This is a genomic window from Salarchaeum japonicum (assembly GCF_049705945.1).
Lineage (GTDB): Archaea > Halobacteriota > Halobacteria > Halobacteriales > Halobacteriaceae > Salarchaeum > Salarchaeum japonicum_A.
This window is the reverse complement of sequence record NZ_JBNAMV010000004.1, coordinates 2,008,799-2,025,369: the sequence shown is the minus strand read 5'-3', so window position 1 is coordinate 2,025,369 and position 16,571 is coordinate 2,008,799. Positions and strand designations below refer to the sequence as shown.

The following is a 16,571-nucleotide window of genomic DNA, read 5'->3' as shown; positions in this document are numbered from 1 at the left end:
CGCCGTTCAGAAACGCCGGGACGATGAACACGGTCGAAATAGTGCTCCGGCTCGTCGCGGGACTCGGACTGATTCTCGCGAACGGCTTCTTCGTCGCTATCGAGTTCGCGTTGACGCGCGCCCGCCAGTTCACCGAGGACGAGTTCGTCGACGGAAACCCCGCGCTGGAACGCGCGTGGGAGATGACGAACGACCTCGAACTCTACCTGACGACCTGCCAGGTGGGGATTACGGCGTCCAGCATCGCGGTCGGTATCGTCGCCGAACCCGCGCTCGCCGCCATCCTCGAACCGGTATTCCACGGGACGTTCCTCGCGTCGGTGGGTGCCGGCGCGGTGCTCGCGTTCCTCATCATCAACCTCGTCCACCTGACGCACGGCGAGCAGACGCCGACGTATCTCGGCGTCGAGCGCTCCCGGTTCGTCGCGAAGTACGCCGCGGGGCCGCTCTACTGGTTCCACTTCGCTATCTCCCCCATCATCACGCTCGGCGACGCCGTCGCGAAGGGGACGCTCCGGCTGTTCGGCGTGGAGATGACGGGCGCGTGGCTCGAAACCGAGGAAGACGTCATCGAGAGCCGCGCGGACCTCCGGAACCGGCTCGAATCCGTGCTCGAACGCGGCGACCTCTCGGAGGAACGCCTCACCGAAGTCGTGAACGCGCTCGACGTGGGAACGACCGCGGTAACGGACGTGATGGTAGACACCGACGACGTCGTCTTCCTCTCCACCGCCGAATCCGCCGAGGAGAACATCCACCGGCTCACGTCCTCCCCGCACACCCGATATCCGCTCGTCGGCGACTCCCCGAACGACTTCCTCGGTATCGTCTACGTTCCCGCCGTCATCGACCACCTCGACGAGATTCGGGCGGGCGAACTCTCGCTCGACGAGGTCGCCGCACCGCCGATGACGGTGTCCGCGGACACCACCGTCAGCGACGCTATCGACCAGTTTCAGGCGGAGAGTCAGGAGCTCACGCTCGTCGTTCGGGACGGTGACGTTATCGGACTCCTCACCGCGACGGACGCGTTCGAGGCGGTGATGGGTGAAATCGAGGACCCGCTCGACCGGGCGGGCGACTGACTACTCGGGTTCGCGCTCGACGTCCGTTCCGGCCATCCGCGTCTCGCCGCTCGCGCGAATCGACCCGTCCACGGCGGCTTCGGGCTGAATCTCCACGTCCGTCCCGGAGACGTTCCCGAGAACGAGCGCGCCCGACTCGATGGTTACGTCGCCGCCGCGCGTGGTTACGTCGCCGTGAATCTTCGTGTCCGCGCCGACGACGATGTCGCCCTGTGCGCGCAGACTCCCGAAGATGTTGTTCTCCCGGCCGACCTCGATTTCGGTGGCGCGGACGTTCCCATGCAGTCGGCACTCGTCGCCGATAGTCGCGGGCGTGGAGACGCGCCACGCGTCGTCGCTGACGTGCGCGCTCCGCGGCACGCGAATCGGTTCGGCGTCCTCCGCGTCCGTGAGGTCGTCCACGAGGTCTTGGGCCTCCTCTTCCTCCCCGATTCGGAGGAGGTGGGAGAGGTAGACCATGAAGAAGACGATGGTCGGCATCGGATTTCGGATGACGATCCAGCCGTTCGCCTCGAACCCCTCCGTGATGTCCACGTCGTCGCCGATGTCGAGGTCGCCGCCGACGACGAGACGGCCGTCGATGTTCACGCGCTCGCCGAGGTAGGCGTCCGCGCCGACGAGCACGTTCCCGTCGACGCCACACCACATGTCGAGGCGGCAGTCGCCCTCGGCCTCGATGTTGCCGTCGAACTGCACGCGTTCGCCCGCGATGACGTTGTAGCCGCGAACCCCGAACTCGACCGTGCTCTGCCCGCCGACGAGCACGTCGCCGTCCGTCACGAGGTCGTGTTCTTCGACCGTCGTTCCGTCCGGAATCGAGAGTTCGTCGAGGGGGTCCGTGCCCAGCACACCCCGATTCTGGACGGCAGGGGGTAAAAGCCTCTCGGAGAATTCAACGGCTACCCTCGCGCAGTCTCGTACTCCTCGCGCGTGATGGTGTATCGGACCTCGTCGTGCACGCCACCGTCCTGGTCCGCGAGCGCGTTCCGCAGGTGGCCCTCGCGCCGGCCGCCGTTTCGCTCGACGTACTTCGTGATGGCGCGCTCTGACTGTTCGTTTTCGGGAACGTGACTCACCTGCACGCACGCGAGGTCGAGCGTCTCGAACGCCAGTTCGAGCAGGGCGTCAGCGCGCTCGCCCGAGTACCCGCGACCCCAGTAGGGCTTGCGGAGCCAGCACCCGAGCGTCCCCAGGTCGCGCTCCCAATCTATGCTCAGGCCGCTCGACCCGGCGAGTTCGTCGGCGTCCTTCGGGAAGATACCGTAGCTCGCGCCGTCGGCGTTCGCCCACTGGTCGCCGACGTGGTCGAGGTACTCCTTCGTCTCCTTCGGCGTGTCGTGCGGGCTCCACGTCATGTACTCGGTTATCTCCTCGATGGCGGGGTCGTGCGCGCAGACCTCGTAGTAGTCGAGCACGTCGACGTGTTCGTCGAGGCGTTTCAGTTCGAGTCGGTCGGTTTCGATGGTTTCGGGGAACATCTGTCTCTGAAAGGGTGGTCGGAGGCGATTCAGCGAGAAGCGAAGGGAGCGCGCCCGGGGCGCGGCGCGGGTGAGGCCCGCGTCACGCGGCCGAGCGCACTGTCCGCTCCCGACTGCGTCCTGTGGAGAGCGAGGGAGCGGACATCGTATCCGGACCGACTTGCTGGACTCATTTCAAGGTATCGCCGTGACGTGGTGTTTTTCTTCCTGCGAACGCTGTCTTCGAGCATGACCACGATGTCGTTCGACGAGAAGGGCGTGGACGCGGTCTACGCCGGGACGGAGTTCCGCCTGGAGAAGGAGATGATAGAGGACGCGACGGAGAAGCCGTACCCGGACGTGACCGACCACGATGTCATCAAACTCATCGAACCGAACCCGGACCTCTCAGGGGAGCCGCGTCGCATCGCGGACATCCTCGACTGACACGTTTTAAGACCCTCGGCGGAGTGCATTGGGGTATGAGCGTTCAGTCGTTCGACCACCCGTCGTGGACGGCCGCCCTCGGAACCCTCGTCAGCTACCTCCTCGTGCTCGCCGGCATGACCGTCCTGTTCTTCGGCGTGCCCTACCTCCTCTTCACCGCGCTCTGATGACGCCCGACGCCCTCGACGCCGACGCCCGTCTGCTCGCGGGATACGCGGTCGCCCAGCTAGCCCTGCTTTCCTTCTCCTACCTTGCAGTAACCTCGCTCGGGTTCGGAAGCCCCGGATTCGTGCACTTCGGGCTTCCGTGGGCGCTCGTCGCCCCCGGCATCTGGCTCCTCGTCTTCTGTCTCGCGTTCGCCGCGTTCGCGCCGCGCGTCCGCGACGCCTGACCTGTCATACGAACGGCGGGAAGTATCGGACCGAGCGGAGCATTATTGAACACCCGTGTCCTGACACCACCCATGGGTATAGAAAACAAAGGACAGTCTACTGTCGAACGGGGGGTGGCGTTCGCCAGGAGCGGACCGGGTGGCGCGCTCGTCGCCGCGTTCGCCGCGTTCCTCGTCGTCGACCTCATTCTGAAACTCCTCGGCCTCGGGGCTAGCTTCTCCCTCGCGACGGTTCCGGTCGTCAGAGAGCTACCGGTACTCGGCGGCCTCTCCGGCGGCATCGGTGGCGCGATTCCGGTCGGCCAGTTCAGCAGTTACGTCTGGAACGGCCTCGTCATCGGTCTCGTCATCGGCCTCGCGAGCATCGGACTCTCGCTGACGTACAGCATCCTCAACTTCGCGAACTTCGCGCACGGCGACTACCTCACCACGGGCGCGTTCTCCGGGTGGGCGGTCGCGTACGTCATCGCCGGGTTCGGCAGTCTCGACCTCGTCAACCTCGTGCTCCTTCGCACGCCCCCGGGCGACGTGGGCGCGAACCTCTGGCTCTCCCCGCTCGCGGTCGTGCTCGGACTCGTCGTGTCCATCCTCGCGACGCTCGTGTTCGCGCTCGCCATCGACCGCGTCGTCTACCGCCCTATTCGGGACGCGGACGGCATCTCGCTGCTCATCGCGTCCGTCGGTGTCGCGTTCGCGCTGCGCTACCTCATCAGCCTCGTGTTCGGGAACAGCCGCCGCATCGTCACCTCGACCGAGAGCCTCCCGAGCGTCAACGTCGTCGCCGCGATTCCCGACCTCGTCCCGGACGCCATTATCAACGTGATTCCGAGCGTGCTCGTTCCGAGTAACGCTGGCTCGCTCATCGTGAACGCCCACGAGGTCACGCTCATCGTCGTCGCCGTCCTCCTCATGCTCGGCCTGCACTACCTCCTGCAGCGCACGAAACTCGGGAAGGCGATGCGCGCGATGGCGGACAACCGCGACCTCGCGCGCGTCACCGGCATCCCGACCGAGCGCGTCATCAACACGACGTGGATAATCGGCGCCGGCCTCACCGGCGCGGCGGGCTTCCTGCTCGTGCTCAGCCAGGGCGGCCTCGGGTTCACGACCGGCTGGCGGCTCCTCCTCCTCATCTTCGCCGCCGTCATCATGGGCGGCATCGGCTCCATCTACGGCGCCATCGCGGGCGGCCTCGTCATCGGCCTCGCGAGCCGCGTCTCGCTCGTGTGGCTGCAGGGCGACTGGTCGGCGTTCGCCCGCCCGACCGCGTTCCTGCTGATGATTCTCATCCTCCTGTTCCGCCCGTCCGGCATCTTCAGCGGGGTGAAGACCACATGAGCGACGACCCAGTCCAGACGAACGACGAACCGAGCCTGTTCACGCAGGTCGTGCGCAACGACGCGTTCAAAGTCGCCGTATTGCTCGCGGGCATCTGGCTGCTGTTCTACGCGCTCAGCGCGTTCCTCGAATACCCGACCTACGGCGTCGTCGCGACCATCCGGCGGGTGACATTCCTCTCCGCCGTCTACGCCATCGCGGTGCTCGCGCTGAACATCCAGTGGGGGTACACGGGACTGTTCAACATCGGTGTCGCGGGCTTCATGGCGGTCGGCGCGTACACCACGGTCATCCTCTCCGCCGACCCGGGCGGCGTCCCGCCCGGCTTCGGCCTCCCGCTCCCCATCGGCGTGCTCGGCGGCATCCTCGCCGCCGTCGTCATCGGATTGGTCGCCGCGCTCCCCGCCTTACGGCTGGACGCGGACTACCTCGCCATCGTCACGGTCGCGTTCTCCGAGATTATTCGGCTCACGCTGAACTCGCCCGTCCTCATCGACATCACGGGCGGCGCGAGCGGGTTCGACAACCTCCCGACGAGTCCCGTCCAGAGCATCCTGCTCACCGACCCCGGAAGCATCATCTCGGAGCCGACCGCGCTCGGCTCGTTCGTGTTCGGGCTCGGCGAACCGCTCGACCTCACGCGCATCGTGATGATAAACATCGTCTACACGCTCGGCGTGCTCGTCGTCCTCCTGCTCGTCTACCTCGTGCTCGAACGCGCCGGGAAGTCGCCGTTCGGCCGCGTGCTCAAGGCCATCCGGGAGGACGAGGTCGCCGCGCAGTCCCTCGGGAAGAACACGCAGAGCTTCAAGGTACGGGCGTTCGCGCTCGGCTGCGGGCTCATGGGGCTCGCGGGAATCCTCTGGTACGCGATGGGGCCGCGCGCGTCCGTGGTGCCCACGAACTTCCGGCCAGAGCTCACGTTCTACATCTTCATCGCGCTCATCCTCGGCGGAGCCGGGTCCAACACCGGCAGCATCATCGGCGGCGCGGTGTTCGCGAGCCTGCTCTACGAGGCGCCGCCGCTGCTCTCCGACGTGGCCGTGAAACTGCTCGCGGACTACAACGTGGCGCTTCCGAGCGCGCCGGACAACGTCGTCGTCACCCTGTCGACCGGCGACCCGCTCGCCGTCGTCGCGTTCCTCCTCGCGAACATCGACACCTTACGGTTCATGTTCATGGGGGCGTTGCTCGTGTTGCTCGTGCAGTACAAGCCGGACGGCATCCTCGGCGACCGCACCGAGACCGCGGCCGCCGTCCCGCTCTCGGACGACAGCCGTCCCACGAACGCGAACGCGGGAGGTGAGACCGATGAGTAACGCAGACGACTCCAACATCCCCGAACCGGACGAAGAACTGGACGCGGAACCCGAGTCGCGCGACTCGCCCACGGAGGAAGCCGCGAAGACGACGCCGAAGAGCCTCCCGCTGCGGGTGAACAACCTCCGCAAGGAGTTCGGCGGCATCACCGCCGTCGACGGCGCGACGTTCGCCGTCGAGGAGGGCTCGCTCACCGGACTCATCGGCCCGAACGGCGCCGGGAAGTCTACGACGTTCAACTGCATCACGGGCGTCCACGAGCCGACGAGCGGAACCGTCCACTTCCGCGACGAGGAAATCACGGGCGAATCCCCCCACAAAATCGCGCAACGCGGGCTGGTTCGGACGTTCCAGCTCGCGCGCGAACTCGAGGAGATGACCGTGCTCGAGAACATGATGCTCGCGCCGGGCGGGCAGTCCGGCGAGTCCGCGACCCGTTCGGTGCTTCCGGGTCTCCGGTCGACTGTCGTCGCGGAGGAAGAGGCGGTCCGCGAGAGGGCGTGGGAGACCCTGGAGTTCTTCGAGATAGACCATCTCGCGCAGGAACTCGCGGGCAACCTCTCCGGCGGGCAGCGCAAACTCCTCGAACTCGCGCGGGCGCTGATGACCGACCCGGACGTGATGTTGCTGGACGAACCGTTCGCCGGCGTCAACCCCACGTTGGAGGAGAAACTCCTCGACAGAATCCACGAACTCCGGGAGACGGAGGGCCTGACCTTCCTCCTAGTCGAACACGATATGGACCTCATCATGGAGAACTGCGAGCACGTCATCGTCATGCACCAGGGCCGCGTCCTCGACGAGGGGCCGCCGGAACAGATAACGGAGAACGAGGAAGTTATCGAGGCCTACCTCGGAGGGACGGTATGACCGACGCCTCGGCCGAAACCCGGCTCCCGGAGGACGAAGCCGGCCTGCTGTCCGTGCGCTCGCTGGACGCGGGCTACGGCGACCTCCAGGTGCTCTCCGACGTGGACTTGGACGTGCGGGACGGCGAGTACGTCACCATCGTCGGCCCGAACGGCGCGGGCAAGTCGACCGTGATGAAGTCCGTGTTCGGTCTCACCGACTACATGGACGGCTCCATCACGTTCCGCGACACCGAAATCCACGGCTGGAACCCCGAGGACATCATCCACGAGAGCCTCGGGTACGTCCCGCAGAACGAGAACGTGTTCGCGGGCCTGAGCGTGCGCGAGAACCTCGAGATGGGCGCGTACATCCTCGACGACGTACCGGAGGACCGCCTCCGGGACGTGTTCGAGCGCTTCCCCATCCTCGAAGAGCGCCAGGAGCAGACTGCCGGGTCGCTGTCCGGCGGCCAGCAGCAGATGCTCGCGATGGGGCGCGCGCTCATGCTCGACCCCGACCTCCTGATGCTGGACGAACCCTCGGCGGGATTGGCGCCCGACCTCGTGGAGGACATGTTCGACCGCATCGACCGCATCAACGACGACGGCACGTCGATTCTGATGGTCGAGCAGAACGCGAAGGAAGCCCTCCGACGCTGCGACCGCGGGTACGTCCTCGTGCAGGGCGAGAACCGCTACATGGACGACGGCGACACACTCCTCGAGGACGAGGAGGTCCGGCAGGACTTCCTCGGCGGCTAACCCAGCCAGCTCGTTTCCGCGCCGTCCTCTGTTGTCCCGTGCGGTCTCGTGCTGTTTTGCACTGCTTCGAGCTGTTTTGCGCTGCTTCGCGTCGTCATTCGGCGGTCGCGTCGAAAGAAAAGCGGTTTGGTGGCCGGTTAGGCCGTGAACTGAATCTCGTCGATGGTCTCGATGCCGCCGCCGGACTCGAATCCGAAGTACTCGTAGGTCGCGGCCTTCAGGTCGCCGTTCTCGTCGAAGTCGACGGCGCTGGACGCGCCCTTGTACTGGATTTCGGTTCCGTTCGCGGCCATTTCGAGGCCTTCAGCGAGCGTGTCCGGGAGGACTTCCTCGCCGCCGGGGTTCGCGACGGCCTGCATCTCTCGGGCGATTGCGGCGCCGTTGTTCTCGCCGGCGGCCGCGTTCGCGAGCAGACACACAGCGGTCGCGTCGAACGCCTGCGACGTGAACACGCCCGGCTCGTTCCCGAACTCGGACTGGAACTGCTCCGTGAAGTACTCCGTTCCGGGGCCGGCCGCGAGCGGCGCGGTGCCGGTGACGTTCGACATGTCGTTGCCCACGTCGGACGGAAGGCTCGCGGAGCGAAGGCCGTCCGTGACGAGGATCGGGACGTCCGAGTCGAAGTCGGTGTAGAAGTCCCGGAACAGCTGCTTTCCGCTCTCGGGGTAGCCGATGACGACGACGACGCCGGGGTCGCCGGAGAGCGCCTGGCTGAGGCGGGACGTGTACGAACTCTGGGCCTTCTGGAAGGAGACCTGCTGGAGCATCTCGCCGCCGGCGTTGTTGAACGCGGTGGCGAAGCTCTCGGAGAGCAGCTGTCCGTAGGAGTTGTTCACGTACATCGTCGCCGCGTTCGACGCGTCGAGGCGCTCCATCGCGACCTGCGCGAGGACTTCGCCTTGGAGCGCGTCCGTCGGCGGCGTACGGTAGATGAGGCCGCTGTCCTCGAGGTCCGTGATGGCGGGCGACGTGCTCGCGGGCGAGCAGCCGACCATTCCCGAGGGGATGAAGACGTTCTTCGCGACCGCGATCGTCACTTCAGAGGACGCCGCGCCCGTGACCGCCGGGTAGCCGGAGTTCCGGAGCGTCTGCGCCGCGGACTGCGCGGCGTTCGCGTCCGTCTGCGTGTCCTGTTCGGAGAAGTCGAGCGTGAAGTCCGTCTCGCCTTCGAGGAGGATGCGCGGGAGGATGGCGCCGTTGTTGATGGGGACGCCGAGGTCCGCGAGTCCGCCCGTCGTCGGGAGAAGCACGCCCTGCTTGAGTGTGCGCGCGCTGGACGATGTCGTCGTTGCTTGCGTCGTACCGCCGCCGCTGGTGGTCGTGTCGTCTCCCCCGCCGTTGCCCGAGCAGCCGGCGAGTCCGACGATGCCTGCGGCTCCGACGCCACGAATCACATCCCGTCTATTGACATTGGATGGCATACCTCAAGGTATGGTTTCCCCCACATAAATCTGTTCCGAGGATACTGGCAGAATTTGCGCTTCGACGGTCCAAGACGGGTGAAAACGGCGGTTCGGTGCTAGCGGTTCCGGCTGAACCACTCGGTCGCGTAGTCCACGAGCGAGCGCTGGTCGACGACCGTCGCGTCCGCCGCGCCCACGCGTCCCGTCTCGACGCCGACGTCGTTTTCGAACGCCGCGCCGGCGTCCGGGAAGTCGTCGGTCGTCCGTTCGATATCCATGAACTCCATCCACTCGCGCTCGCCGTCGACCAGCATCGGCCCCTCCTCGACGGTCTCCTCGCGCTCGTGGTCCGCGCGAGTCTCGGCGAGGTGGAGGGACGTGTTCGTCTCGTAGTCCGTGCCGAGCATGAGGACGAGGCCGTCGCGGTCGTAGACCGCTGAGAGCGGCGAGTTCTCGCCGAGCCCGTAGTCGAGTTCGTGGTCGGTCACGACCTCGTCGGCGTTCGCGCCCCACGCCGCGAAGGAGTACTGCGGATGCGTGCTCCGTACCGCGTTCGGATGGGTTCGCAAGCACTCGGGAATCGCGCCCACGCCGCGAGAGGGCGTCACTGCGGGTCGGAACGCCGGCATCGACTCGCGGACCTCGGGGAGCCAGTCGTCCGGAATCGGCGGGTTCTCCCAGACCGACGGCGTGCAGAGGTGGCTGGTGTGCGTCGGCACGACTATCGTTCCCGCTTCGGTGACGGCGTTCTGGAGCGCCTCAACGACGCCCTGCGGGCCGCCGGGCACCCAGCCGAGACTCGACACCGACGAGTGGACGATGACCGTCTCGCCGCGAACGCCGAGATTGCGGAGGTCGCTCGCGAGTCGCTCGGGCGTCACTGGTTCGTCCACCATTCCGACTGCGTCGCCTTCGCTCATACCACCACACGGCGCCACGGCCGGCATAAGTCTTCTCGGACAGGGAGAGCTTGTTGAGCGAACGAACAGTAAGAGCACACCGCCACAAACCACGGGAGCGCCCGGCAGGGCGCGACCCTGGTGGAAATGAAAAGGGCGAGGAGCGCGCCCTCGTGGGGGCGCGCGACGAGGGCTTTCAGGCGAAAGTACGGGAGACGTCGGGTTCGTCGTCGTCGTGGGTGAGTTTCGCGTGGGCGTTCCGGAAGTCGGCCATGGTGACTTCGTCGCGGTCGTCGCGGATGGCGAACATGCCGGCTTCGGTGCAGATGGCTTTCACGTCCGCGCCGGAGGAGCCGTCGGTTTCCGCGGCGAGTTCGGTGAAGTCCACGTCGTCGGCGACGTTCATGCCGCGGGTGTGGATCTGGAAGATCTTTTCGCGGCCTTCCTCGTCGGGGTGGGGGACTTCGATGAGGCGGTCGAACCGGCCGGGGCGGAGGATGGCGCGGTCGAGCATGTCGAAGCGGTTGGTGGCGGCGATGATGCGGATGTCGCCGCGCTCGGAGAAGCCGTCCATCTCGGAGAGCAACTGCATCATCGTCCGCTGGACTTCGGCGTCCCCGGAGGTCTTCGAGTCGGTGCGTTTGGATGCGATGGCGTCGATTTCGTCGATGAAGACGACGGCTGGCTCGTGGTCGCGGGCGACCTGGAAGAGGTCGCGGACGAGTTTCGCGCCCTCGCCGATGAACTTGTGGACGAGTTCGGAGCCGGCCATCTTGATGAAGGTGGCGTCGGTCTGCGCGGCGACGGCTTTCGCCATCATCGTCTTCCCCGTGCCGGGCGGGCCGTGCAGGAGCACGCCGCTCGGCGGGTCAATGCCCACGGTGTCGAAGATGTCGGGGTTCTCCATCGGGAGTTCGACGGTCTCGCGGACTTCCTGGAGCTGGTCGTGGAGGCCGCCGATGTCCTCGTAGCCCACGTCCGGGGACTCCTCGACCTGCATGACGCGAGCGCGAACGTCGGCCTCGTCGTCGAGGCGCTGGACGACGGAGAGGCTGTTGTTGACGGCGACGCGCGCGCCGGGTTCGAGGTCCTCCCGCAGTTCGTCCGTGACTTCGGTGAGGGCTTCCTGGTTGTTCCCGTGCTGTTTGATGATGGCGCCGTTGTCGTTGAGTTCCTGAACGGTCGCGACGAACAGCGGGGACTGCTTGAGTTTCTTGTTCTCGTGGTTGAGGCGTTCGAGTTTCTGCTGGTACTTGTTGTTCTCCGCGTTCGCGTCGAGCAACTCGTCCCGCATCTCCTCGTTCTGCTCCTCGATGACGTCGAGGCGCTCCTGCAGGGCGTCGATCTTCTCCTGCTTGGACGCGCCGTCCTCGTACGGGAGGTCGACGTCGTCGACGGTGTCGGTCATCACCAGTGTTAGGGCGGCGGTTCCTAAATGAGTTCGGGTGACAGTAATATAACCAGTAGTAATTAGTTTGAACCGAAGATATTATCACCCGGTATGGTGTAGGAGGTGGTGATGAGCGCCATTCAGTCCGCCGAAGCCGACACACTCGAACGCGTCCGCGACCTCCCGCCGAGCGCGAAACTCGTCGCGAAAGTCCTCGAGTACGAGGACACCCTCACCCAGAGCGAAATCGCCGACGAAACCCTCCTCCCCGCGCGCACCGTCCGGTACGCGCTCACCCGCCTCGAAGACGAGGGCGTCGTCGACTCCCGCTTCTCCTTCACCGACGCCCGCAAACGCCTCTACAGCCTCGACGTCTGAGCGCCGAACCTTTATCCGCGAACGCCGGAGTAGGGAGTGATAATGACGCGCGTCATCCACACGGGGGACACCCACCTCGGCTACCGCCAGTACCACTCCCCCGTGCGTCGCCAGGACTTCGCGGACGCGTTCCGGAGCGTCGTCGAGGACGCCGTCGAGGACGACGTGGACGCGGTCGTGCACGCCGGCGACCTCTACCACGACCGCCAGCCCGGTCTCCCTGACCTCCTCGACACCATCGACATCCTCACGCCCCTCCGCGAGAACGACATCCCCTTCCTCGCCGTCGTCGGGAACCACGAGAGCACGCGGCAGGGCCAGTGGCTCGACCTCTTCGAAACGCTCGGCCTCGCCACGCGACTCGACGCCGACGGAACCGCGGTCGGGGATACGACGTTCTACGGTCTCGATTACGTCCCGGAGTCGAAACGCGACCAGCTCGACTACGAGTTCACACCCCCTGAAACCGAGCACGCCGCGCTCGTCTCGCACGGCCTGTTTACGCCGTTCCCGCACGCGAACTGGGAGACCGAGACCGTGCTCGGCGAGTCGAACGTCGACTTCGACGCGTTCCTCCTTGGCGACAACCACGCACCCGACCGCGCGGAAGTGATGGACACGTGGGTGACGTACTGCGGGTCGACCGAGCGCGCGAGCGCGAGCGAACGCGACCCCCGCGGCTACAACATCGTCACGTTTGACGGCGGCGCGACCATCACTCGGCGGGGCGTGGACACCCGTGACTTCGTCTTCCTCGACCTCGAATTGAAGGGCGACGAGGGCACGGCGTACGTCCGGGACCGCGTCCGCGACGCCGATGTGGCGGACGCGGTGGTCGTCGTCACCGTCGAGGGCGAGGGCGGTCAGGTGACGCCCGCCGACGTGGAGGCGTTCGGCGAGGAGCGCGGCGCGCTCGTCACCCGCGTGAACGACCGCCGCGAGGTCGAGGACGAGACCGACATCGACGTGAGTTTCGCCGACCCCGACGAGGCCGTCCGCGAGCGCGTTCGCGAACTGGGACTGAGCGCGACCGCACGCGACATCGACGAGACCGTCCGGGAGAGCAAACTCGCCGACGCGAACGTCCGCGACGCGGTGAAAGACCGCGTGCAGGAAGCAATCTCGGACGCGCCTGACGCCGACTCGCCGCCCGACGGCGACCCACCGTCTGGCGTCGATGACGCGGCGGACGGCGACGGAGCGAGCGACGAGACCGATGGGCAGGCGGCGATGGGTGAGTTCCAGTGAAGTTCGAGCGCGTGCGGCTCCGGAATTTCAAGTGTTACGACGCGGAGGACGTGCGACTCGACCGCGGCGTCACCGTCGTGTACGGCCTGAACGGGAGCGGGAAGTCGAGCCTGCTCGAAGCGTGTTTCTTCGCGCTGTACGGGACGGACGCCGTCTCCGGGACGGCCGCGGAAGTGGTGACGACGGGCGCGGAGGAGATGTCCGTGACGCTGTGGTTCAGTCACGACGGCGCGGAGTACGAACTCTCCCGCGAACTCAAGGTTCGGGACGGACGCGTCGGCCGCCACGACTGTGTTCTCACCACGCCCTCCGGAAGTATCGAGGGCGTGACCGACGTGGAGGGGCACGTCGCCGACCTCCTGCGGATGGACGCGTCGGCGTTCGTGAACTGCGCGTACGTCCGGCAGGGCGAGGTGAACAAACTCATCAACGCCAGTCCTGGCGAGCGCCAGGACATGATAGATGACCTCCTCCAGCTCGGCAAACTGGAGGAGTACCGCGAGCGCGCCGGGGACGCTCGGCTGGGCGTGGAGGACGTGCTCACGGAGTACCGGAGTCGCCTCGAACAGCGCGCGGAGGACGTGGCGGATCTCGAAGACCAGGACCTCCACGAGCGCCGGAACGCACTGAAGTCCGACCTCGCGGAGGTCGAGTCCGAAATAGAGCGCTTCGAGGAGAACCAGCAGAACGCGCGGGAGACGAAGGAGGAGGCCGAGCGCGTGCTCTCCGAGTACGAGGAGAAACGCGAGGAACTCGACTCCGTCAGGGAAACCATCGCGGAGCTCCGCGAGACCATCAGCGACACCGAGAACGAGCGGGAACAACTGGGAGAGACGCTGCGGGAGCACCGCGAGCGCGCGGACGAACTCGACGAGCGCGTGGACGCGCTCGTTGCCGACACCGACCTCGACGGGGACGCCGACCTCAATACGGTCGAGGAACGCCGCGCGGACCTCGAAGCGGAACGCGAGGAAGTGCAGTCCGAGGTTCAAGAGGTCGCGAGCGAGATGACGAGCGACCGGAAGGACGCCGAGTCCGCCGCCGAGCGCGCGGACGAACTCGACGAGCGGGCCGAGGAGGCGCGCGAACGCGCGGACAGTCTGGAGAGCGACGCCGAGGACGCGGCCGCGGAGGTCGAGGAACTGGACGACACAATCGCGGCCATCGAGGACGACATCGAGGACGCGCGGGAGGCGTTCGCGGACGCGCCGGTCGCGTTCGGCGAGGCCGAGTCGTACCGTGAGAGTCTCGAAGCGGAGCGCGAGGACCTTCGCACGGAACGCACCGAGGTCCGCGAGGAACTGGCGTCGGCGCGCTCGCGCGTCGAGGACGCAGAGGAGTTGCTCGCGGAGGGGAAGTGTCCGGAGTGCGGCCAGCCAGTCGAGGGGTCGCCGCATGTCGAGGCCATCGAGGACCACCGCGAGCGCGTCAGCGACCTCGAAGCAGATTTAGAAGAAATCGAGAGTGAACTCGAAGACGTGGCGGAGCGCATCGAGCGCGCGGACGAACTCGAATCGGTGGAACGGACGGTCGCGGACCTCGAATCGCGCCGCGAGTCGAAAGCGGAGGTGCGAGAGGCGAAGGCCGAAGCGGTCGCGGAGAAGCGCTCGGACGCGGAGGAGAGCCGCGAACGTGTCGACGACCTCGCGGAGCGCGCGTCGGAGAAGCGAGAGGACGCGGAGGAAGCGCGCGAGCGCGTGGAGAAACAGCGCGAACGATTGGGCGACCTCCAGACGGAGAAGCAGTCGCTCGACGAGCAGGTCGAACGGCTCGGGGACCTCGCGGAGGCGCTCCGGGAGCGCGAGCGCGCGCAGGACGCCGCGGAGCGCGTCGCGGAGAAACGCGAGAGTCTCGCGGAGCGCAACGAGGAGCGCCGCGAGCGGCTGTCCGACCTCCGCGAGCGCAAGCGGTCGCTCGAAGACGCGTACGACGAGGACCGCATCGAGACCGCGGAGACGAACAAACAGGAGGCCGCGCAGTACCTCGAACAGGTCGCGGAGAAACTCGACGCCCTGCGCGAGCGCCGCGACGAGATTCAGGGGAAACTCGGCGGCGTGCAGAAGGACATCGACACGCTCGAACGCCTCCGCGAAGAGCGTGACGCGCTCGAAGAGACGGTGTCCGAGTTACAAGACGTGCACGGGGAGACGGAGTCACTGGAGTCGCTGTACGGCGACCTCCGGGCGGAGCTCCGGCAGCGTAACGTCGACCGGCTCGAACGGCTGTTGAACGAGACGTTCGACCTCGTCTACCAGAACGACTCGTACGCCCGCATCGAACTCGACGGCACGTACGAACTGACGGTGTACCAGAAGGACGGCCAGCGCCTCGACCCCGAACAGCTCTCCGGCGGCGAGCGCGCGCTGTTCAACCTCAGCCTCCGCTGCGCCATCTATCGATTGCTCTCGGAGGGAATCGAGGGGTCCGCGCCGATGCCGCCGCTGATTCTGGACGAGCCGACGGTGTTCCTCGACTCCGGGCACGTCTCACAGCTCGTGGAACTGGTGGAGTCGATGCGCGCGGTCGGCGTGGAACAGATTCTCGTGGTGAGTCACGACGAGAGCCTGCTCGGCGCGGCGGACGACCTCGTAAGGGTGCAGAAGGACGCGACGACGAACCGCTCGCACGTCGAGCACGACACGCCGACGCTCAACGCCGATTGAGGAGTTTCGCGACGCCGCGGTCGCCCGTCGACGTGAGCGCGTATCCGGGTTCGCCGGCGACTGTCGCTTCCTCGACGACGCCGGCGGCGCGGCATTCGGTGAGGAGGCCGAGGAGGTCGCTCTCGCAGAACGAGTAGTCGGCGAGCATGTCGCGGACGGGCCGCGGGCCGTTCTCGTGGAGGTCGAGGAGGAGGCCGAGCGAGCGGTCGTCGTGGGCGACGCGGAGGACGGCGCGCACGCTCCCGGGGACGGCGGCCGCGCGGGTTTCGAGCGCGGATTGGTCGAGCGGTTCGAGGTCGGCGTTCGGGACGTGCGTCTCCTCGCCGGTCTCGGGGTCGCGGACGAGACTGCTCTCCGAGGACTCCTTCACGCGGAGGTAGACGTCGCCGTCGTAGCGGACTGGCTGCGTCATTCCTCTCTCCGGTCGATGATTTCGCCGATGCGGGCCTTCGAGCGCTTGTAGTCCCACGCGCAGTACGCGAGGACGGCCGCGCCGGCGAGCGCGGTGCCGCCGCCGACGGCGAGCAGGCCGCGGAACGCGAGGAACATGAGGCCGAGGGCGAACAGGAGGATGCCGACGTTGAGGAAGGCGACGAGCTTCCAGAACCGGAGTTTGATCTCCGTCGGGACCTCCGTCGACTCCCCGTCCTCGTCGTCGTCGGGGACCGCGGTCTGCGGTTTCAGCGGATTGTACACGGATAGCGGGAGGCCGCGGAGCGAAGAAAAGTTATCGCTGCTCGGCGAGCGGCATCGCGTTCGTGGCCTTGAGCCACGCGAGCGGGTTGTCCGCGTCGTAGAGCACGACCCCGTCCTCGGTGTCGTAGGACTCGACGGTCGGACCCTCCTCCCCCTCCGGCAGCTGGGGTACGTGGTTCCGGCGCTCTTCATCACCCGTCGTCGCGTGGTCGGACACGTGTGTCACCTCAACCCACGATAAGA

The 16,571-nt window shown here is 66.7% G+C and carries 19 protein-coding genes; 11 read left to right on the top strand and 8 right to left on the bottom strand.

Annotated elements, in window-relative coordinates; all coding sequences use genetic code 11:
• Nucleotides 1–23 precede the first annotated feature (23 nt).
• Nucleotides 24–1,085: a CNNM domain-containing protein gene (locus tag ACOZ4O_RS12860; protein WP_424525851.1), complete on the top strand. Its 1,062-nt coding sequence runs from the start codon at nt 24–26 to the stop codon at nt 1,083–1,085.
• Here the strand turns inward: ACOZ4O_RS12860 and ACOZ4O_RS12855 are convergent, their stop codons facing one another.
• The gene (locus ACOZ4O_RS12855) at nt 1,086–1,934 is read right to left on the bottom strand and encodes an acyltransferase (protein ID WP_424525849.1); all 849 of its coding nucleotides are present in this window, start codon (nt 1,932–1,934) and stop codon (nt 1,086–1,088) included.
• A 50-nt stretch (nt 1,935–1,984) separates the two neighbouring features.
• The gene (locus ACOZ4O_RS12850; protein WP_424525847.1) at nt 1,985–2,563 is read right to left on the bottom strand and encodes a GNAT family N-acetyltransferase; all 579 of its coding nucleotides are present in this window, start codon (nt 2,561–2,563) and stop codon (nt 1,985–1,987) included.
• Between the two features lie 228 nt (nt 2,564–2,791).
• Between ACOZ4O_RS12850 and ACOZ4O_RS12845 the strand changes: the two genes are divergently transcribed.
• The 7 genes from ACOZ4O_RS12845 (at nt 2,792) to ACOZ4O_RS12815 (ending at nt 7,651) form a co-directional block, all read left to right on the top strand.
• Nucleotides 2,792–2,989, top strand: a complete 198-nt coding sequence (locus ACOZ4O_RS12845) for a DUF5800 family protein (protein WP_424525845.1) — start codon at nt 2,792–2,794, stop codon at nt 2,987–2,989.
• Between the two features lie 35 nt (nt 2,990–3,024).
• On the top strand, nt 3,025–3,156 hold the full coding sequence (locus ACOZ4O_RS12840) for a hypothetical protein (RefSeq protein ID WP_264476822.1): 132 nt from the start codon (nt 3,025–3,027) through the stop codon (nt 3,154–3,156).
• Nucleotides 3,156–3,380: a hypothetical protein gene (locus ACOZ4O_RS12835; RefSeq protein ID WP_424525842.1), complete on the top strand. Its 225-nt coding sequence runs from the start codon at nt 3,156–3,158 to the stop codon at nt 3,378–3,380. Before ACOZ4O_RS12840 ends, ACOZ4O_RS12835 begins: the two co-directional genes overlap by 1 nt.
• A gap of 72 nt (nt 3,381–3,452) precedes the next feature.
• Nucleotides 3,453–4,718 carry a branched-chain amino acid ABC transporter permease gene (locus ACOZ4O_RS12830; RefSeq protein ID WP_424525840.1) on the top strand — a complete coding sequence of 422 codons (1,266 nt, stop codon included), beginning with the start codon at nt 3,453–3,455 and terminating at the stop codon, nt 4,716–4,718.
• The gene (locus tag ACOZ4O_RS12825; protein WP_424525838.1) at nt 4,715–6,037 is read left to right on the top strand and encodes a branched-chain amino acid ABC transporter permease; all 1,323 of its coding nucleotides are present in this window, start codon (nt 4,715–4,717) and stop codon (nt 6,035–6,037) included. The genes ACOZ4O_RS12830 and ACOZ4O_RS12825 overlap by 4 nt, the downstream gene beginning before the upstream one ends.
• Nucleotides 6,030–6,908: an ABC transporter ATP-binding protein gene (locus ACOZ4O_RS12820; protein ID WP_424525836.1), complete on the top strand. Its 879-nt coding sequence runs from the start codon at nt 6,030–6,032 to the stop codon at nt 6,906–6,908. The genes ACOZ4O_RS12825 and ACOZ4O_RS12820 overlap by 8 nt, the downstream gene beginning before the upstream one ends.
• Nucleotides 6,905–7,651, top strand: a complete 747-nt coding sequence (locus ACOZ4O_RS12815; RefSeq protein ID WP_424525834.1) for an ABC transporter ATP-binding protein — start codon at nt 6,905–6,907, stop codon at nt 7,649–7,651. The genes ACOZ4O_RS12820 and ACOZ4O_RS12815 overlap by 4 nt, the downstream gene beginning before the upstream one ends.
• A 137-nt stretch (nt 7,652–7,788) precedes the next feature.
• Here ACOZ4O_RS12815 and ACOZ4O_RS12810 read toward each other — a convergent pair whose 3' ends face one another.
• From ACOZ4O_RS12810 to pan1, 3 genes are all read right to left on the bottom strand, one after another.
• Nucleotides 7,789–9,072, bottom strand: a complete 1,284-nt coding sequence (locus ACOZ4O_RS12810; protein WP_424525832.1) for an ABC transporter substrate-binding protein — start codon at nt 9,070–9,072, stop codon at nt 7,789–7,791.
• A gap of 98 nt (nt 9,073–9,170) precedes the next feature.
• Nucleotides 9,171–9,974, bottom strand: coding sequence for an aminoglycoside N(3)-acetyltransferase (locus ACOZ4O_RS12805; RefSeq protein WP_424525830.1), 804 nt, complete (start codon nt 9,972–9,974; stop codon nt 9,171–9,173).
• Between the two features lie 175 nt (nt 9,975–10,149).
• On the bottom strand, nt 10,150–11,361 hold the full coding sequence (pan1, locus tag ACOZ4O_RS12800; RefSeq protein ID WP_424525828.1) for a proteasome-activating nucleotidase Pan1: 1,212 nt from the start codon (nt 11,359–11,361) through the stop codon (nt 10,150–10,152).
• A 111-nt stretch (nt 11,362–11,472) separates the two neighbouring features.
• Between pan1 and ACOZ4O_RS12795 the strand changes: the two genes are divergently transcribed.
• Genes ACOZ4O_RS12795 through rad50 form a run of 3 tightly spaced genes read left to right on the top strand, consistent with a single transcriptional unit; the run spans nt 11,473 to nt 15,632 of the window.
• Nucleotides 11,473–11,721, top strand: coding sequence for a MarR family transcriptional regulator (locus ACOZ4O_RS12795; protein WP_424525826.1), 249 nt, complete (start codon nt 11,473–11,475; stop codon nt 11,719–11,721).
• A 42-nt stretch (nt 11,722–11,763) separates the two neighbouring features.
• Nucleotides 11,764–12,969 carry a DNA double-strand break repair protein Mre11 gene (mre11, locus tag ACOZ4O_RS12790; protein ID WP_424525824.1) on the top strand — a complete coding sequence of 402 codons (1,206 nt, stop codon included), beginning with the start codon at nt 11,764–11,766 and terminating at the stop codon, nt 12,967–12,969.
• Entirely contained in the window at nt 12,966–15,632 is a 2,667-nt protein-coding gene (gene rad50, locus ACOZ4O_RS12785; protein WP_424525822.1) for a DNA double-strand break repair ATPase Rad50, read from the top strand. The genes mre11 and rad50 overlap by 4 nt, the downstream gene beginning before the upstream one ends.
• On the opposite strand, the gene ACOZ4O_RS12780 is transcribed toward rad50, so the two are convergent.
• From ACOZ4O_RS12780 to ACOZ4O_RS12770, 3 genes are read right to left on the bottom strand one after another with little or no spacing between them, the layout of a single operon-like run.
• The gene (locus ACOZ4O_RS12780) at nt 15,619–16,044 is read right to left on the bottom strand and encodes a DUF7346 family protein (protein ID WP_424525820.1); all 426 of its coding nucleotides are present in this window, start codon (nt 16,042–16,044) and stop codon (nt 15,619–15,621) included. The two genes, rad50 and ACOZ4O_RS12780, sit on opposite strands and share 14 nt — an antisense overlap.
• Nucleotides 16,041–16,328, bottom strand: a complete 288-nt coding sequence (locus ACOZ4O_RS12775; protein WP_424525818.1) for a DUF7322 domain-containing protein — start codon at nt 16,326–16,328, stop codon at nt 16,041–16,043. Before ACOZ4O_RS12775 ends, ACOZ4O_RS12780 begins: the two co-directional genes overlap by 4 nt.
• 31 nt (nt 16,329–16,359) lie before the next feature.
• Nucleotides 16,360–16,554 carry a DUF7331 family protein gene (locus ACOZ4O_RS12770; protein ID WP_424525816.1) on the bottom strand — a complete coding sequence of 65 codons (195 nt, stop codon included), beginning with the start codon at nt 16,552–16,554 and terminating at the stop codon, nt 16,360–16,362.
• Between the last annotated feature and the right edge of the window lie 17 nt (nt 16,555–16,571).

Coding starts and splice junctions, on each gene's coding strand:
- mre11 (WP_424525824.1), top strand. CDS start 11,764: ATGACGCGCGTCATCCACACGGGGGACACCCACCTCGGCTACCGCCAG.
- ACOZ4O_RS12825 (WP_424525838.1), top strand. CDS start 4,715: ATGAGCGACGACCCAGTCCAGACGAACGACGAACCGAGCCTGTTCACG.
- ACOZ4O_RS12835 (WP_424525842.1), top strand. CDS start 3,156: ATGACGCCCGACGCCCTCGACGCCGACGCCCGTCTGCTCGCGGGATAC.
- ACOZ4O_RS12815 (WP_424525834.1), top strand. CDS start 6,905: ATGACCGACGCCTCGGCCGAAACCCGGCTCCCGGAGGACGAAGCCGGC.
- ACOZ4O_RS12850 (WP_424525847.1), bottom strand. CDS start 2,563: ATGTTCCCCGAAACCATCGAAACCGACCGACTCGAACTGAAACGCCTC.
- ACOZ4O_RS12860 (WP_424525851.1), top strand. CDS start 24: ATGAACACGGTCGAAATAGTGCTCCGGCTCGTCGCGGGACTCGGACTG.
- ACOZ4O_RS12780 (WP_424525820.1), bottom strand. CDS start 16,044: ATGACGCAGCCAGTCCGCTACGACGGCGACGTCTACCTCCGCGTGAAG.
- ACOZ4O_RS12840 (WP_264476822.1), top strand. CDS start 3,025: ATGAGCGTTCAGTCGTTCGACCACCCGTCGTGGACGGCCGCCCTCGGA.
- pan1 (WP_424525828.1), bottom strand. CDS start 11,361: ATGACCGACACCGTCGACGACGTCGACCTCCCGTACGAGGACGGCGCG.
- ACOZ4O_RS12805 (WP_424525830.1), bottom strand. CDS start 9,974: ATGAGCGAAGGCGACGCAGTCGGAATGGTGGACGAACCAGTGACGCCC.
- ACOZ4O_RS12820 (WP_424525836.1), top strand. CDS start 6,030: ATGAGTAACGCAGACGACTCCAACATCCCCGAACCGGACGAAGAACTG.
- ACOZ4O_RS12845 (WP_424525845.1), top strand. CDS start 2,792: ATGACCACGATGTCGTTCGACGAGAAGGGCGTGGACGCGGTCTACGCC.
- ACOZ4O_RS12795 (WP_424525826.1), top strand. CDS start 11,473: ATGAGCGCCATTCAGTCCGCCGAAGCCGACACACTCGAACGCGTCCGC.
- ACOZ4O_RS12830 (WP_424525840.1), top strand. CDS start 3,453: ATGGGTATAGAAAACAAAGGACAGTCTACTGTCGAACGGGGGGTGGCG.
- ACOZ4O_RS12810 (WP_424525832.1), bottom strand. CDS start 9,072: ATGCCATCCAATGTCAATAGACGGGATGTGATTCGTGGCGTCGGAGCC.